General features: G+C 73.5%; 15 protein-coding genes. 10 read left to right on the top strand and 5 right to left on the bottom strand.

The genetic code is table 11. From position 1 onward, the window contains the following. Nucleotides 1-118: 118 nt before the first annotated feature. Entirely contained in the window at nt 119-1,078 is a 960-nt protein-coding gene (locus tag ACZ5OX_RS06260; RefSeq protein ID WP_465628964.1) for a pirin family protein, read from the bottom strand. Between the two features lie 124 nt (nt 1,079-1,202). Beyond that, nucleotides 1,203-1,706: an SseB family protein gene (locus ACZ5OX_RS06255; RefSeq protein WP_392881702.1), complete on the bottom strand. Its 504-nt coding sequence runs from the start codon at nt 1,704-1,706 to the stop codon at nt 1,203-1,205. A 216-nt stretch (nt 1,707-1,922) separates the two neighbouring features. Between ACZ5OX_RS06255 and ACZ5OX_RS06250 the strand changes: the two genes are divergently transcribed. Together ACZ5OX_RS06250 and ACZ5OX_RS06245 are read left to right on the top strand one after the other, a co-directional pair. Continuing rightward, a complete protein-coding gene (locus tag ACZ5OX_RS06250; RefSeq protein WP_465628963.1) occupies nt 1,923-3,752 on the top strand; it encodes an acyl-CoA dehydrogenase in 1,830 nt (609 codons plus the stop codon). Between the two features lie 283 nt (nt 3,753-4,035). Further along, nucleotides 4,036-5,343: a M18 family aminopeptidase gene (locus tag ACZ5OX_RS06245; RefSeq protein ID WP_465628962.1), complete on the top strand. Its 1,308-nt coding sequence runs from the start codon at nt 4,036-4,038 to the stop codon at nt 5,341-5,343. A 97-nt stretch (nt 5,344-5,440) separates the two neighbouring features. On the opposite strand, the gene ACZ5OX_RS06240 is transcribed toward ACZ5OX_RS06245, so the two are convergent. Continuing rightward, nucleotides 5,441-7,270, bottom strand: coding sequence for an NHL domain-containing thioredoxin family protein (locus ACZ5OX_RS06240; protein ID WP_465628961.1), 1,830 nt, complete (start codon nt 7,268-7,270; stop codon nt 5,441-5,443). A 7-nt stretch (nt 7,271-7,277) separates the two neighbouring features. After that, entirely contained in the window at nt 7,278-7,811 is a 534-nt protein-coding gene (locus ACZ5OX_RS06235; protein ID WP_465628960.1) for a GNAT family N-acetyltransferase, read from the bottom strand. Between the two features lie 139 nt (nt 7,812-7,950). Here ACZ5OX_RS06235 and ACZ5OX_RS06230 point away from each other — a divergent pair, with 139 nt between their 5' ends. Continuing rightward, nucleotides 7,951-8,439, top strand: coding sequence for an LURP-one-related/scramblase family protein (locus ACZ5OX_RS06230; protein WP_465628959.1), 489 nt, complete (start codon nt 7,951-7,953; stop codon nt 8,437-8,439). Nucleotides 8,440-8,577: 138 nt separating this feature from the next. Next, nucleotides 8,578-9,000: a DUF350 domain-containing protein gene (locus tag ACZ5OX_RS06225; RefSeq protein WP_392881730.1), complete on the top strand. Its 423-nt coding sequence runs from the start codon at nt 8,578-8,580 to the stop codon at nt 8,998-9,000. Between the two features lie 78 nt (nt 9,001-9,078). Here the strand turns inward: ACZ5OX_RS06225 and ACZ5OX_RS06220 are convergent, their stop codons facing one another. Continuing rightward, the gene (locus ACZ5OX_RS06220; RefSeq protein ID WP_465628958.1) at nt 9,079-9,426 is read right to left on the bottom strand and encodes a winged helix-turn-helix transcriptional regulator; all 348 of its coding nucleotides are present in this window, start codon (nt 9,424-9,426) and stop codon (nt 9,079-9,081) included. A 105-nt stretch (nt 9,427-9,531) separates the two neighbouring features. Between ACZ5OX_RS06220 and ACZ5OX_RS06215 the strand changes: the two genes are divergently transcribed. The 6 genes from ACZ5OX_RS06215 to cutA all read left to right on the top strand — a co-directional run bounded on the left by ACZ5OX_RS06215 (nt 9,532) and on the right by cutA (nt 15,120). After that, nucleotides 9,532-10,422, top strand: coding sequence for an NAD(P)-dependent oxidoreductase (locus ACZ5OX_RS06215; protein ID WP_465628957.1), 891 nt, complete (start codon nt 9,532-9,534; stop codon nt 10,420-10,422). A gap of 23 nt (nt 10,423-10,445) precedes the next feature. Beyond that, nucleotides 10,446-11,015, top strand: coding sequence for a GNAT family N-acetyltransferase (locus ACZ5OX_RS06210; RefSeq protein WP_449788031.1), 570 nt, complete (start codon nt 10,446-10,448; stop codon nt 11,013-11,015). Between the two features lie 664 nt (nt 11,016-11,679). Beyond that, nucleotides 11,680-12,642: a hypothetical protein gene (locus ACZ5OX_RS06205; protein WP_465628956.1), complete on the top strand. Its 963-nt coding sequence runs from the start codon at nt 11,680-11,682 to the stop codon at nt 12,640-12,642. Nucleotides 12,643-12,738: 96 nt separating this feature from the next. Further along, nucleotides 12,739-13,752 (top strand): NAD(P)/FAD-dependent oxidoreductase, encoded by a 1,014-nt coding sequence (locus tag ACZ5OX_RS06200; RefSeq protein ID WP_465628955.1) that lies wholly within the window; start codon nt 12,739-12,741, stop codon nt 13,750-13,752. Between the two features lie 39 nt (nt 13,753-13,791). After that, nucleotides 13,792-14,694, top strand: a complete 903-nt coding sequence (locus tag ACZ5OX_RS06195; RefSeq protein WP_465628954.1) for a class I SAM-dependent methyltransferase — start codon at nt 13,792-13,794, stop codon at nt 14,692-14,694. A 93-nt stretch (nt 14,695-14,787) separates the two neighbouring features. Next, on the top strand, nt 14,788-15,120 hold the full coding sequence (gene cutA / locus ACZ5OX_RS06190; protein WP_465628953.1) for a divalent-cation tolerance protein CutA: 333 nt from the start codon (nt 14,788-14,790) through the stop codon (nt 15,118-15,120). Nucleotides 15,121-15,133 lie beyond the last annotated feature (13 nt).

Genomic DNA, 15,133 nt, shown 5'->3' with positions numbered 1-15,133 from the left:
AACCCCCCCCTCCCCCCCCCCCCCCTCGGTGGTGCGGCATCAGGGGACGCCCCCCCCCCCCCCCCCCCCCCCCCCCCCCCCCCCCCCCCCCCCCCCCCCCGTTCCGGCTCCGGAGCCCTCAGTGACCGTCGGCGGGGATGGTGCCGAGGCGGCCGGCGTGGAAGTCCTCCATGGCCTGCTGGAGTTCGCGGTGGCTGTTCATCACGAACGGGCCGTAGTGGGCGACGGGTTCGCGGATCGGGAGGCCGCCGAGGAGGACGACCTCGAAGTTGTTGTCGCGGGAGTCCTGCTTCGCGTCGGCGCGCAGGGTGATGGAGTCGCCGTCGCCGAAGACGACGGCCTGGCCCCGGTGGAAGGGGCGGTGCTCGGTGCCGGCCGAGCCGTTGCCGGCGAGGCCGTAGGCGAGGGCGTTGAAGTCGGAGCGCCAGGGCAGGGTGATCTGGGCGCCGGGGTTGATCGAGGCGTGGATCATGGTGATCGGGGTGAAGGTGGTGCCCGGGCCCTGGTGGCCGTCGAGCTCACCGGCGATGACGCGCAGGAGTGCGCCGCCGTCCTCGGTGCTGAGCAGCTTGACGCTGCCGCCGCGGATGTCCTGGTACTTCGGGGTGATCATCTTGTCCGAGGCGGGCAGGTTCACCCACAGCTGGAGGCCGTGGAAGAGGCCGCCCGACTGCACCAGGGACTCCGGCGGGGTCTCGATGTGCAGCAGGCCGGAGCCGGCCGTCATCCACTGGGTGTCGCCGTCGGTGATGGTGCCGCCACCGCCGTGCGAGTCCCGGTGGATGAACGTTCCGTCAATGATGTAGGTGACGGTCTCGAAGCCGCGGTGCGGGTGCCAGGGGGTGCCCTTGGGCTCGCCGGCCGCGTAGTCCACCTCGCCCATCTGGTCCATCATGATGAACGGGTCGAGGTACTTGGTGTTGATCTTGGCGAAGGCGCGGCGGACGGGGAAGCCCTCGCCTTCGAAGCCTTCGGGGGCGGTCGCCACGGTGAGGACCGGCCGGGCGCTCGTGACGGCGGGGTTCGGCGTGGTGACGCGCGGGAGGGTCAGCGGGTTGTCGACGGTCACGGCGGGCATGTCGGCCTCCTTCGGGGGGTGTCTGGCCTACGTGCACGAGGTTAGTTCAATTCTCAACAACAGGCAAGTTGAATGTTGAACTATGTAGTGACGAAGGAGCGCGGGGCTCCTCGTCCAGCATGGATCAGCCGTACATCCGGCGCATCGTGAAGTCGACCATCTGCTCGACGGCCTTGGCGTCGAACACCATCCGGTGCTCGCCCTCCATGTCCAGCGCGAAGCCGTAGCCGGTCGGCAGCAGGTCCAGGACCTCGGCACCGGTGACGGTGAAGTGCTTGGAGTCCTTGCCCGCGTAGCGGCGCAGCTCCTTCAGCGAGCTGAACATCGGGATCACCGGCGTCGGGGTGTTGTGCAGCGCCAGGAAGCCGGGGCGGTCGCCGCGGGGGCAGTGCACCTTCGAGGTGATGAAGATCGCCTGGAAGTCCTCGACCGCCATCGAGCCGGTGGTGAAGGCCCGCACGGCGTCCGCGAGTGAGGGCGGCGAGGGTTCGGGGTACAGGGACTGCTGGGGGGCCTGCGCCTGCCCGCCGTAGGCGTCCGGTCCGGGCATGCCGTTCATGCCCTGCTGCGGTCCCGCCTGCTGCTGGTAGGGGTCGCCCGGGTATGTGTTCTGGTCATATCCGTACACACGGACAGGCTAGCGGTCGCGCACCCTCCTCCGCTGGCGCCGATCCTGACAAGGAGTGGCCGTCCCGGCTGTGGGACGTGACCACGTTCATAGCGGCGGATTCCCCGGCGGGGGCTTGCCCAAGTTACCGCTGGGTAGCATCATGATGCCTACTGGTGGGTACGGGACGCCGGAACGCGGCGGTCTCCCGGAAGCGACGAACCGGAGATAACGGCGATGGGTCACTACAAGTCCAACCTGCGGGACGTGGAGTTCAACCTCTTCGAGGTGTTCGGCCGCGAGCAGGTGTACGGCACCGGACCGTTCGCGGACATGGACGTCGAGACCGCGAAGAACATCCTCAGCGAGATCTCGCGCCTCGCCGAGAACGACCTGGCGGCGTCCTTCGCCGACACCGACCGCAACCCGCCGGTCTTCGACCCGGAGACCAACACCGCGCCGATCCCGGCCGCCTTCAAGAAGAGCTACCAGACCTTCATGGACGCCGAGTGGTGGCGTCTGGGCATCCCGGAGTCGATCGGTGGCCAGGTCACCCCGAACTCGCTGATCTGGGCCTTCGCCGAGCAGATCCTGGGCTCCAACCCGGCCATCTGGATGTACTCCTCCGGCCCGGCCTTCGCCGGCGTCATCGCCGAGGAGGGCACCGAGGAGCAGCTCGAGATCGCCAAGCGGATGACCGACCGCCTGTGGGGCTCCACCATGGTCCTCACCGAGCCCGACGCGGGCTCCGACGTGGGCGCCGGCCGCACCAAAGCGATCCAGCAGGAGGACGGCTCCTGGCACATCGAGGGCGTGAAGCGCTTCATCACCTCGGGCGAGCACGACATGTCCGAGAACATCATCCACATGGTGCTGGCCCGCCCCGAGGGCGGCAAGCCGGGCACCAAGGGCCTGGGCCTGTTCATCGTCCCCAAGTTCGACTTCGACTGGGAGACCGGCGAGCTGGGCGAGCGCAACGGCGTCTACGCCACCAACGTCGAGCACAAGATGGGCCTCAAGGCCTCGAACACCTGCGAGATGACCTTCGGTGCCAAGCACCCGGCCAAGGGCTGGCTGCTCGGCGAGAAGGTCGACGGCATCCGCCAGATGTTCAAGATCATCGAGTTCGCCCGGATGATGGTCGGCACGAAGGCCATCGCCACCCTCTCCACCGGCTACCTGAACGCCCTGGAGTACGCCAAGGAGCGCGTGCAGGGCGCCGACATCTCGCAGTTCCTGGACAAGACCGCTCCGCGCGTCACCATCACCCACCACCCGGACGTGCGCCGCTCGCTGCTGACCCAGAAGGCCTACGCCGAGGGCATGCGCGCGCTGGTGCTGTTCACCGCGTCCACCCAGGACGACATGATGGCCGCCAAGCTGCGCGGCGAGCGCGACGAGGCCGCCGAGCGCCTCAACGACCTGCTGCTGCCGATCGTCAAGGGCTACGGCTCGGAGAAGTCCTACGAGCAGCTCGCCCAGTCCCTGCAGACCTTCGGTGGCTCCGGCTACCTGCAGGAGTACCCGATCGAGCAGTACATCCGGGACGCCAAGATCGACACCCTGTACGAGGGCACCACCGCGATCCAGGGCCAGGACTTCTTCTTCCGCAAGATCGTCAAGGACGGCGGCCAGGCGCTCACCGCGCTGTCCGAGCAGATCCAGAAGTTCATCGGCTCCGCCGCCGGCGGCGACGCCCTGGCCGCCGAGCGCGACCTGCTCGCCAAGGCCGCGGGCGACCTCGAGGCCATCATCGGCAAGCTCCTGGCCGACCTCTCCTCGGTCGAGCAGGACGTCAAGAACATGTACAAGGTGGGCCTCAACACCACCCGCCTGCTGATGGTCTCCGGCGACGTCGTGGTCGGCTGGCTGCTGCTGCGCCAGGCCGCGGTGGCCCTGGCCAAGCTGGAGGCCGGCGCCTCGGAGAAGGACGTCCCCTTCTACCAGGGCAAGGTCGCGGCGGCCCGCTTCTTCGCCAAGAACGTCCTGCCGACCGTCGCCCCGCAGCGCCTGATCGCCGAGGGCATCGACAACGAGATCATGGAGCTGGCGGAGGAGGCCTTCTGAGCCTCGGTCGCTGATCGGACCGCCTGACACACCCTCACACCGAAGGGCCCGGCTGCCACCGGGCCCTTCGGTGTGTCGGTGCCGAGGTGCCGTGGCGTCGAGCTGCTGATGAGCCGTTCCGCCCCGGGGCGGAACCCCCCGGTCGCGCAGGGCGGTTCGCGGGCACGTCCGGGGCACATCTCGAACGAGGTGTTCCGAATGCCCTGTCTGTGTACGGGCATATGCTCAGGTGCGAAGTCGACCCCCCCATCCGGCTTCGGCCCTCACTCGACCCAGGAGCAGTATGTCGACCGCCGCCCGCCAGGCATTCTTCGACCGGACGCACAGCGACGACCTGATCGCGTTCCTCGGCACCTCGCCGTCTCCGTACCACGCGGTGGCGAGCGCCGCCGAGCGGCTGGAGAAGGCGGGCTTCCGGCAGGTCGCCGAGACGGACGCGTGGGACACCGCGGCCGGCGGGCGCTACCTGATCCGCGGGGGCGCGCTGATCGCCTGGTACCTGCCGGAGGGAGCGGGCCCCGAGACGCCGTTCCGGATCGTCGGCACCCACACCGACTCGCCCAACCTGCGGGTCAAGCCGGTCCCGGACACCGGTTCGGAGGGCTGGCGGCAGGTCGCCGTGGAGATCTACGGCGGCGTCCCGCTGAACACCTGGCTGGACCGCGACCTCGGCCTGTCCGGCCGGCTCGCGCTCAAGGACGGCACCGCCCGGCTGGTCCAACTGGACGAGCCGCTGCTGCGCGTGCCGCAGCTCGCCATCCACCTGGACCGCCAGGTCAACGAGGGCATGAAGCTCGACAAGCAGCGCCACCTCACCCCGATCTGGGGCCTCGGCCCGGTCGACGAGGGCGCGCTGATCTCCTACGTCGCCGAGCGGGCCGGCCTGGCCGCCGCCGACGTGGTCGGCTGGGACCTCATGACCCACGACGTCCAGCCCGCCTCCTACCTGGGCCGCGACCGCGAGCTGCTGGCCGCCCCGCGCCTGGACAACCTGCTCTCGGTGCACGCGGCGACCGCCGCGCTCGCCGCGGTCGCCACCGCCGACGGCGCCGCCCGGCTGCCGTACATCCCGGTGCTGGCCGCCTTCGACCACGAGGAGACCGGCAGCGAGTCCGACACCGGCGCGCAGAGCCCGCTGCTCGGCAACGTGCTGGACCGGACGATCCACGCGCGCGGCGGCACCACCGAGGACCGGGCCCGGGCGCTCGCCGGCACCGTCTGCCTCTCCTCGGACATGGGCCACGCCGTCCACCCGAACTACAGCGAGCGGCACGAGCCGGGCCACCACCCGATGCCGAACGGCGGGCCGATCCTCAAGGTCAACGTCAACAACCGCTATGCGACCGACGGCGTCGGCCGGGCGGTGTTCGCGGCCGCCTGTGAGAAGGCGGGCGTGCCGTGGCAGTCCTTCGTCTCCAACAACGCCATGCCCTGCGGGACGACGATCGGCCCGATCACGGCGGCGCGGCTGGGCATCAGGACGGTGGACTGCGGCATCGCGGCGCTCTCCATGCACTCGGCGCGCGAGCTGTGCGGGGCGGAGGACCCGTACCTGCTGGCGAGCGCGCTCAAGGCCTTCCTGGAGGGCTGAGCACGGTTCGCGCAAGCTGAGCACGGTTCGCGGAAGGGGCCCGGCGTTCGTTCGCCGGGCCCCTTCCCGCCTGCTCCGCTCCGTGGGCCCCGGGGGTCTACTCCATCCCGGCCAGGACCAGCGGGAGGCGACGGGCGCCGTCGGCGACCAGCTTCACCGGCACGCCCCAGTCCTGCTGGTGCACGTGGCAGGCCGGGTACTCGATCTCCGGGTCGTCGTCGCAGGAGGCGGCCATCGCCGAGACGTGCAGCACGCCCTCGGTGACCTCGGCGGAGAGCACCAGCTCGCGGGAGAGGTCGCTGTCCGCGCCGGCTCCGGAGACCAGCAGCTCGGGCGGGGTCGCGCTGACCAGCAGCCGGGTGGACGGGCCGTAGCGCTCGTCCAGCTTCTGGCCGTTCGGCGCCTCGAAGACCACGTCCAGCCGGAAGGCGCCCGGGGCGACCTCGGTGGCCGCGCGCTGGGTGCGGTGCGCCACCGACTCGACCCGCACCGCCTCCTCCGGCAGCCGCAGCCTGGTCAGCCGGTGCCGGGCCGACTCGACCACCACCACGTCGCCGTCCACCAGCACCGCGCCGGAGGGCTCGCGCAGGTCGGTGGCCAGCGTTCCGACCTCGCCGCTCGCCGGGTCGTAGCGGCGCAGCGCGTGGTTGTAGGTGTCGGCGACGGCCACCGAGCCGTCCGGCAGCACGGTGACGCCCAGCGGGTGCTGGAACAGCGCCTGGTCGGCCGCGCCGTCGCGGTGGCCGAAGTCGAACAGCCCGGTGCCGACGGCGGTGTGGACCGTTCGTGTTTCACGTGAAACCCAGCGCAGCGCGGAGGTCTCGGAGTCCGCCACCCAGAGCCGCTCGCCGTCCGCCGAGACCGCGAGGCCGGAGGGCTGGGCGAACCAGGCCTCGGCGACGGGCCCGTCCACCAAGCCCTCGTTGGTGGTGCCGGCCGCGACCGCGACCGTGCCGGCGGCCGGGTCGTACGACCACAGCTGGTGCACGCCGGCCATCGCGATCCACACCCGGCCGTCGAACCAGGCGACGTCCCACGGCGAGGAGAGGTCCACCTCGCGGGCCGGGCCCTCGGTGGCCGAGCCCTGCCACCACTGCCGGCCGGTGCCGGCCAGGGTGGTCACCAGGCCGTCGGCGAGTCGGACGCCGCGCAGGGCGTGGTTGACGGTGTCGGCGACGACCACGTCGTACTCCGAGCCCTCCGGCAGCAGCGCGAGGCCCTGCGGCTCGCTGAACCGCGGGCCGACGCCGTCCGCGCCGTCGCCGTCCACCAGACCGCGCCGCCCGTCGCCGATCCGGCGCACCACCGTCTCGCCGTCCTCGGCCAGCTCGACCAGCGAGTGGTGGCCGGAGTCGGCGACCAGGAAGTGGCCGTCCGGCAGCCGGAGCGCCTTGCCAGGGAACTTGAGGTCCCCGGCGGTCGGCTCCGGCGCCACGTACGGGCCGTCGCCGCGGCGCAGCGTGCCCTTCGCGGCGTGCTCGGCCTCCAGCTCCTCGACCAGCCGGGCGAGCGCGTGGGCGTGGCCCTCGCCGGCGTGCTGGGCGACCACGTAGCCCTCCGGGTCGATCACCACCAGCGTCGGCCAGGCCCGTACGGCGTACTGCTTCCAGGTGGCCAGCGCCGGGTCGTCCAGCACGGGGTGGTGCACCTCGTAGCGGGCGACGGCGTCGACGACGGCCTCGTGGTCGGCCTCGTGCACGAACTTCGGCGAGTGCACCCCGACGATCACCACGGTGTCGCGGTGCTTCTCCTCCAGCTCCCGCAGCTCGTCCAGGACGTGCAGACAGTTGATGCAGCAGAAGGTCCAGAAGTCCAGGATGGTGATCTTGCCGCGGAAGTCGGCGAGGGTGAGCTCCTTGCCGCCGGTGTTCAGCCAACCGCCTGCCCCGACGAGTTCGGGGGCGCGTACACGTGCACGAGATGCCATGCGTCAATCAAACCGCACGGCGGGGGCCCGCATTCCGGGTGAGGTCGGCCTGCCAGCGGGTCTCGCCGTCCCGGGTGCGGGTGGTGGGGTGCAGGCCGAGGGCGCGGGCGACCCCGGCGGAGGCGTGGTGGTCGGGGTGGATGTGGGCGACGGCGGTGGGGACGCCGGCGGCGGCGAGGTGGGCGAGCAGGGCGCGGGCGGCCTCGGTGGCCAGGCCGCGGCGCTGCCAGGGGGTGCCGACCACCCAGGCGAGTTCGGCCTCGTCGGGGCGGACGGTGGTCTGCACGTAGCCGGTGAGGGCGCCGTCGGCGCGCAGCCGCAGCACCCAGTTGCCCCAGGCCTCGGCCGGGTCGGGGGAGCCCGCGGCGAGCCGCGCGCAGCGGGCGCGCTGTTCCTCGACGGTGGCCGGGCGGCCGCCGGTGTGGGTGTGCAGGGCCGGGTCGGCGAGCGCGGCCGCCAGCTCATCGGCGTGCGCGGGGGCGATCGGCAGCAGGTCGAGGCGCTCGCTGCGCAGCTCGGCGGTGGTGAGGCGAGGGTGCATGGCGGTATTGAAGGGGATCGGGGGCCGCCGCGCGACGCGGTTTTTGGCCGGTGTCCCCGTGGCGGTGCTTCTCCGCGGCCGGGGGCCCGGGGTCGAATGGGACGACGTCGACGGACGTCGACACGGAGGAGGTCGTACGGTGCGGTATCTGGTCAGGGAGAAGCTGTTCGCGGTCGGCGAGGACTACTGGATCGAGGACGACCGGGGCCACAAGGCGTACCTGGTGGACGGCAAGGTGCTGCGGCTGCGGGACACCTTCGAACTGAAGGACGCGCACGGGCGGGTGGTCGCGGTGGTGAAGGAGAAGATGCTCACCGTCCGCGACGCGATGAAGATCGAGGACGCCGACGGCGAGGTGGTGGCCACCGTCCGGGAGAAGCTGTTCACCCCGTTCCGGGACAAGTACCTGGTGGAGCTGGCCTCCGGCGGCGAGCTGAAGATCCACGGCAACCTGATCGACAAGGACTACCGGATCGAGAACCAGCACGGCGACGAGCTGGCCAGGATCAGCCGCAAGTGGTTCCGGATCCGGGACACCTACGGGGTGGAGATCGCCGACGGCGCCGACACCGGGCTGCTGCTGGCCGTCGCGGCCTGCGTCGACCACCTGGTGGGGGAGGAGGACTGACCCGTCCCCGGTTTCCGGATCCCGGTCCGTCCCTCACCCGGGTGGGGTATCTTTTGCCAACCCTTGACCGTGTCGGTCGGGGCCCTGACCGACGCGGTCGAGGGGTACGGCGTGAGCGGACCGGGGGCTGGAACCACGATGAACGACATCCTGCACGGGCTCGGCGCGGCGGCCGCCTACGGCGCCCTCGGCGTGGTGCTGCTGCTCCTCGGCATCGGCCTGGTCGACCTGCTGACGCCCGGCAGGCTCGGCCACCAGATCTGGGTCGAGCGCAACCGCAACGCCGCCGTCCTGCTCAGCTCCGCGCTGCTCGGCATCGGCGGCATCGTCTTCACCGCGATCATGTACACCTACGCCGACTTCGCCAAGGGCCTGGTCTCGACGGCCTGTTACGGCCTGCTCGGGCTGGTGCTGATGGCCGTCGCGTTCTGGCTGGTGGACCTGCTGACGCCGGGCAAGCTCGGCGCGATCCTGGTCGAACCGGAGCCGCACCCGGCGGTGTGGGTCTCCGCCGCCTGCAACATCGCGGTGGCGGCGGTGGTGTCGGCCGCGATCGCCTGACGGCCGCTCCGGGCGCCGGGCCGGGCCTCCGGGGGGCAGGACCGGGCCTCCGGCCGCCGGACCGGGCTTCCGGGGGCGCTACGCCGGGTGCGGCGCCTTGCTCAGGAGGTGCTGCTCCCCCCAGTCCCCCAGTGGCCCCAGCGCCGTGTTGAGCCGGCGCCCCGCCTCGGTCAGCTCGTACTCGACCCGCGGCGGCACCTCCTCGTACGCCTCCCGGTGCACGATGCCGTCCGCCTCCATCTCGCGCAGGTGCGCGGCCAGCACCTTCTCGGTGACGCCCGGCAGCAGCCGGCGCAGCTCGCCGAAGCGGCAGCGCGGGCGTTCGCCCAGGGCCCAGAGGATCGACACCTTCCACCGGCCGGCGATCACGTCCATCGCGGCGTCCGTCCCGCAGACGTGCGCCCCCGGCCTCGGCACGATCGCCATCCCCACCCCTCCCGGCCCCGCGAGCTCGATGCTCACCCCAGGGTAACCGCCCACTTCGAAGTGCGTACTTGATCGTTTACCGGGGTCGCGCGGAGGCTGTCTGCCATGGCAACCAACCCCGCTGACAACCCGTCGAAGACCCCGCTCACCCTGCTCGGCCTCGGTGCGATGGGCACCGCGCTGGCCGAGGCCTGGCTCACCGCCGGGCACCCGCTGACCGTCTGGAACCGCACCGCCGCCCGCGCCGAAGCGCTCGCCGCCCGCGGCGCCAACGTCGCCGCCACCGCCGCGGAGGCCGTCGCCGCGAACCGGCTGGTCGTCGTCTGCCTGCTCGACGACGACTCCGTGCTGGAGACGCTGGACGGCGCCGACCTGACCGGCAAGGACCTGGTCAACCTGGTCACCACCACCCCCGGGCAGTCCCGCCTGCGCGCCGCCTGGGCCGAGCGGCACGGCGCCCGCTACCTGGACGGCGCGATCATGGCCGTCCCGCCGATGATCGGCGTCCCGACCTCCGGCGGGTACGTGTTCTACGGCGGCTCGGCCGAGCTGTTCGAGGAGCACCGGGACACCCTCACCGCCCCGGCCGGCACCCGGTACGTGGGCGCGGACGCCGGGCACGCGGCGCTGTACGACGTGGCGCTGCTCAGCGGGATGTACGGGATGTTCGCCGGGGTCGCGCACGCCTTCGCGCTGATCCGGGGAGAGTCCGTGGCCCCGAGCGAGCTGGCGCCGCTACTGGGCGGCTGGATCTCCGCGATGTCCCACTCGGTGGGCGCGACCGCGGAACAGCTGGAGAGCGGCGACTACACCAAGGGCGTGGTGTCCAACCTGGCGATGCAGGTGGCCGCCAAGGGCACGCTGCTGCGCACCGCCGAGGAGCAGGGCGTGAGCCCCGAACTGATCGAGCCGTACTTCCGGTTGATGGAGCGTCGACTGGAGATCGGCAGCGGCGAGGAGGACCTGTCCGGGGTCGTCGACCTGCTGCGACGGTGAGGCCCGGCCGGTAACGTACCGGCATGGCAGACCTAGAAGAACGCGCCACCGTCGTCGCGTCCGACCCACGGCAGGCCGGGGCGGGGGTGGTGGTCCGACCGCGCCGCGCCGACGACCTCGCCGACTGCGTCCGGGTGCTGGCCGACGTCCACGCCGCCGACGGCTACCCCGCCGACTGGCCCGACCGGCCCGCCGCCTGGCTGACCCCGGACGGCCTGCTGGCCGCCTGGGTCGCCGAGTCGGACGGGCGGCTCGTCGGCCACGTGGGCGTCGCCCGCAGCGCCCCGGGCGACCTCGCCCCCGCCCTGTGGAGCCACCGCACCGGCGGCCGCCCGGAACTCGCCACCGTGATCGGCCGGCTGTACGTCGCCCCCGGGGCGCGCGGCCGCCTCATCGGCGCCCGGCTGCTGGCCTGCGCCGTGGCGCACGCGCGGGCGCTCGGCCTGCACCCGGTGCTCGACGTGCTCGCCACCGACACCGCCGCCGTGGCCCTCTACCGCCGCCTCGGCTGGACCCACCTCGGCGGCGGCGACCAGCGCTGGGCCTCCGGGCGGACCGTCACCGTCCACTGCTTCGCCGCGCCGAGGGGGTGAGCCCGGGCCCGCCCGGCCGCCGCGGCCGGGCGGGCCTCACGGTCGGCCGGGAGGACGGCGCACCCGCCTCCACGCCCGCCGGCCGTCGGGTCCCGGCGGCTGTCCGTACCGGGGCCTCGGCCGTGGCGACGTCCCGGGAGGACTCGGCGGCAGGACGGAAGCCACAGCGGCCTCGACCGGTGGGAGCCGAGGAAGACCGGTCGCCGGGTGGGCGTCGAGTCGGCCGGGCCGGCTCCGTCCGTTCGTTCACGCGCGCCCCCAGGGGGCGCCGCTGAATCGGTCCTCGTCGCCGTGGAAGGCGTCGGCCCCGGCCCGCATGTGCGCGGCATCGACCGCGGGAGCGCCCCGCCACCTGTGTTGGAGCTCCGCCACGGGAACGAAGCGTCGGCGGTTGCCGATCGGCCGGATCCCGGCGATCTGCGCACCGTCGCGGGTGATGCGGTGGATCTCGCCGGCTTCGACGTCATCGAGTACGGCCTTGGACCGCGCCGCGAGTTCGCGCTGCGTGATGGTCCTCGTGGCGCCGCCGTCTCGATGGGGCCGCCGTCTCGCGCCGTGGAGCGCCGTGTCGCGCTTCGGGGGCCGCCCGGTTCCCCCGGGTGGGGGAGCCGGATCACCGCGTCGGGGGAGGGGCGGTGCGGGCGGCGCGGGCGAGCCTGGCGGCATGGTGAGAAACGGGTGGGCGGTGACCGGCTGGGGCCTCGGGTCCGCCGGGTTCGGGCTGGGGTGCGCGCTGAGCGGGACGGAGCTGTTCGGGGCGGGGTGGCCGGGGTGGGTGGTGGCCGGGGTGGGGGTGGCCTCGGCCGCCGCCGGCCTGGCGGTGGTGCGGCGGCAGCCGGTGCTCCGGCACCGATGGCTCCGATGGCTCCGGTGGCTGCTGTGGGCGCTGTGCGGGGTGGCCGCGGTGGGGGCCTGGGGTCTGCTGATGGACGGGGTGACGCTGCTGTTCGGCCAGTCGGTGGACAGCGTCCCCGACTCGGTGGAGCGCGCGCTGGCGGCGGTGGGGGCGGTGCTGCTGGCCCGCACCGCCCTGGGGCTGCGGCCCGGCGCCCGCGGTGGCCGGGGCGGTAGGACCGTTCCCGCTCCCACGGCGGCTCCGCCGCTCGTCCAACTCGCCGCCTGGGCGGGGACCCTGGCGTTCGCGCCGTACGTGCTGATGAAGCTGGTCTGGGCGCTCGGCGGTTCCTTCGCCGGAGTCGGCGGCGACCGGATGTACGCCGACTACGTGCGCAACGGGTCCTCCGGGCTCTGGCTCGCCCTGGAGCGCTGGGGGCTCGACGGCACGATGCTGCTGGCACTGCTCGGGGTGTTCCTGCTCTGGGGGCTGGTCCGGCCGTGGGGGCAGGTCTTCCCGCGCTGGACGCCGCCGCTGCGCGGCCGCCGGGTGCCGCGCTGGCTGCCGCTCACCCCGGCCCTGCTGGGCGCGGCCACGCTGGTGCCGTACGGGGTGGTCGGGATCGGCTACCTGACGCTGTGCACCGCCGGGGTGACGCGGATCAGGCTGGGCGCCTTCGCCAGTGAGCGGAGCGCGTTGGAGGTCGGCTGGGTCGGGATGTGCGGGTTCGCCGGGTACGGGGTCGCGCTGGTGGTGGCCGCCCGGTCGTACTGGCGGCGGACGAGGGGGTGAGCCGACGTGCTCCGCCGAGCCTGGGTTTGCCGAGGCAGCAACAAAGCTTGCCGGTGCCGTGAGGCGGGCCGCAGCCTGGCGGTGGAGGTGAGCGCCATGGGCGAGACGGCCGGGATCGGGAAGAGCGAGCGCTACGACGCGGTGGTGGTCGGCGCCGGAGCGGCGGGACTGAACGCCGCGCTGGTGCTGGGCCGGGCCCGGCGCCGGGTCGCGGTGGTGGACGCGGGGGAGCCGCGCAACGCGCCGGCCGCGCACATGCACGGCTACCTCAGCCGGGACGGCCTGCCCCCGGCGGCGCTGCTGGCGGTCGGGCGGGAGGAGGTCGCCCGGTACGGGGCGGACCTGATCGACGCCCGGGTGGAGCACATCGAGCCCATCCGGGCGGAAGGGCCGGAAGGGCCGGACGGGCTGGGCGAGTCGGACGGTCCGGGCTTCGTGGTCCACCTGGCCGGCGGCCCGGTGCTGCACGCGCGCAGGGTGGTCGTCGCCACCGGGCTGCGGGACGGGCTGCCGGAGCTGCCGGGCCTGGTCGAGCGGTGGGGCCGCGACGTGCTGCACTGCCCGTACTGCCACGCCTGGGAGGTCCGCGACCGGCCGCTCGGGGTGCTCGGCACCGGTCCCGGCGCGGTCGGCCAGGCGTTGCTGCTGCGGCAGTGGTCGGCGGACGTGGTGCTGCTCGCGCACACCCTCCGGCTGACCGGCACCGAGCGGGAGCGGCTCGCCGCCCGGGGCGTCCGGGTGGTCGGGGGCCGGATCGTCCGCCTGGTGTCCGAGGACGGGCGGCTGCGCGGCGTCGAACTCGCCGACGGGCTGGTGGTGCCGCGCGAGGCGGTGTTCGTCTTCTCGCAGCCGGTGCCCCGGGACGCGCTGCTCTTCGGCCTCGACTGCACCCGGGACGACGACGGCTGGGTCACCACCGACCGGACCGGCCGCACCAGCCTCCCGGGTGTCTGGGCCGTCGGCAACGTCGCCGACCCGCGCGCCCAGGTGGTCACCGCCGCCGGGGCGGGCGCGGCGGCCGCCTTCGCGCTCGACCACGACCTCGTGGCGGAGGAGGTCGACCGGGCGGTGCGGCGGTACCGCGCGTCCGGTGCCGCCGTGCCCGCCTGAGCGGGGAAGCTTTCGTCAACCCACGATCGGAGAATCCGGATGTCAGCGCACCAGCACGACCACGCCCGCTCGCACGGGCACGCCCACGGCCACGTCCACGGGCACGTCCCCGCCGCCGACTTCGACTGGGACGCGCTCGCCGCGCACCTGGAGCTGGAGGCCGACCTGCGGGCCGACGCCGTCACCGAGGCCGGCCGGTGGCTGCTCGGCCTGCACGGGGAGGGCGCGGTACGGCGGGTCCTCGACGTCGGCAGCGGCCCGGGGGTGATCGCCGGACTGCTGGCGGAGGTCTTCCCGGCGGCCGAGGTGGTGGCCGTCGACCAGTCGGCCGCCCTGCTGGAGCGCGCCCGGACCCGCTCCGGCGGCCGGCTCGGCACCCAACAGGCCGACCTGCCCGCCGAGTTCGGCAAGCTCGGCGAGGCCGACCTGATCTGGTCCGGCAACGCCATCCACCACCTGGGCGACCAGCAGGCCGCGCTCACCTCGCTCGCCGGGGTGCTGCGGCCGGGCGGTCTGCTCGCCGTCGCCGAGGGCGGCCTGTCGGCGCGCTACCTGCCGCGCGACTTCGGCCTCGGCCGGCCCGGCTTCCAGGCCCGGATGGACGCCGCGCACGAGGACGGCTTCAGCGCCATGCGGGCCGAACTGCCCGACAGCACCCGGGAGATCGAGGACTGGCCGGCCATGCTGCGGCAGGCCGGGCTGACCCCGACCGGGACCCGCACCTTCCTGGTCGACCGCCCGGCCCCGCTCTGCGGACCGGTGCGCGGCTACCTGCACACCCAGCTGACCCGGCGGTACGACCAACTCGCCGAGCAGCTCGACGCCGAGGACCGGGCCACCCTGGAGGCCCTGCTCGCCGAGGACGCCCCGACCGGCATCCTGCACCGCCCGGACGCCTTCTACCTCTCCGCGATGACCGTCCACACGGCCCGCCGGGACTGACCGGCGGCGCGCCGCCGCACCCGCGCGCCCGGCCACGGGAAGTGGCCGGCGGCGGCCCGGGCGACGGGAACACGGACCGGGTACCGTCGGGGCATGGCAGCGAGTGAGCAGCGCTTCGTCGTGGTGACCACGACCCACGAGAGCGAGGAGCAGGCCAGGGCCCTGGCGTCCGCCGTGGTGGGGGAGCGGCTGGCGGCCTGCGCCCAGGTGTACCCCGTACGGTCGGTGTACTGGTGGGACGGCGAGGTGCAGGACGCCGGGGAGTGGCGGATCGACCTCAAGACCAGGGCCGAACTCGTGGACCGGCTGGGCGCGTTCGTGGCCGGGCGGCACTCCTACGAGACGCCCGAGCTGATCGCCGTGCCGGTGACGGACGGCAGCCCGGGCTACCTCGCCTGGGTGGCCGGGGAGACGGCGGGGGCATGACGGCGGCGGGGCC

The sequence above is a fragment of the Kitasatospora sp. NPDC032121 genome (assembly GCF_055580145.1).
Note: the sequence above shows the minus strand (reverse complement) of the source record. Positions and strands in the feature narration are given on the sequence as shown.

Excerpts from the sequence above, each read along its gene's own strand:
- ACZ5OX_RS06250 (WP_465628963.1), top strand. The coding sequence starts at position 1,923 with ATGGGTCACTACAAGTCCAACCTGCGGGACGTGGAGTTCAACCTCTTC.
- ACZ5OX_RS06220 (WP_465628958.1), bottom strand. The coding sequence starts at position 9,426 with ATGGCGATCGTGCCGAGGCCGGGGGCGCACGTCTGCGGGACGGACGCC.
- ACZ5OX_RS06225 (WP_392881730.1), top strand. The coding sequence starts at position 8,578 with ATGAACGACATCCTGCACGGGCTCGGCGCGGCGGCCGCCTACGGCGCC.
- ACZ5OX_RS06195 (WP_465628954.1), top strand. The coding sequence starts at position 13,792 with ATGTCAGCGCACCAGCACGACCACGCCCGCTCGCACGGGCACGCCCAC.
- ACZ5OX_RS06245 (WP_465628962.1), top strand. The coding sequence starts at position 4,036 with ATGTCGACCGCCGCCCGCCAGGCATTCTTCGACCGGACGCACAGCGAC.
- cutA (WP_465628953.1), top strand. The coding sequence starts at position 14,788 with ATGGCAGCGAGTGAGCAGCGCTTCGTCGTGGTGACCACGACCCACGAG.
- ACZ5OX_RS06235 (WP_465628960.1), bottom strand. The coding sequence starts at position 7,811 with ATGCACCCTCGCCTCACCACCGCCGAGCTGCGCAGCGAGCGCCTCGAC.
- ACZ5OX_RS06215 (WP_465628957.1), top strand. The coding sequence starts at position 9,532 with ATGGCAACCAACCCCGCTGACAACCCGTCGAAGACCCCGCTCACCCTG.
- ACZ5OX_RS06240 (WP_465628961.1), bottom strand. The coding sequence starts at position 7,270 with ATGGCATCTCGTGCACGTGTACGCGCCCCCGAACTCGTCGGGGCAGGC.
- ACZ5OX_RS06210 (WP_449788031.1), top strand. The coding sequence starts at position 10,446 with ATGGCAGACCTAGAAGAACGCGCCACCGTCGTCGCGTCCGACCCACGG.
- ACZ5OX_RS06260 (WP_465628964.1), bottom strand. The coding sequence starts at position 1,078 with ATGCCCGCCGTGACCGTCGACAACCCGCTGACCCTCCCGCGCGTCACC.
- ACZ5OX_RS06205 (WP_465628956.1), top strand. The coding sequence starts at position 11,680 with ATGGTGAGAAACGGGTGGGCGGTGACCGGCTGGGGCCTCGGGTCCGCC.
- ACZ5OX_RS06200 (WP_465628955.1), top strand. The coding sequence starts at position 12,739 with ATGGGCGAGACGGCCGGGATCGGGAAGAGCGAGCGCTACGACGCGGTG.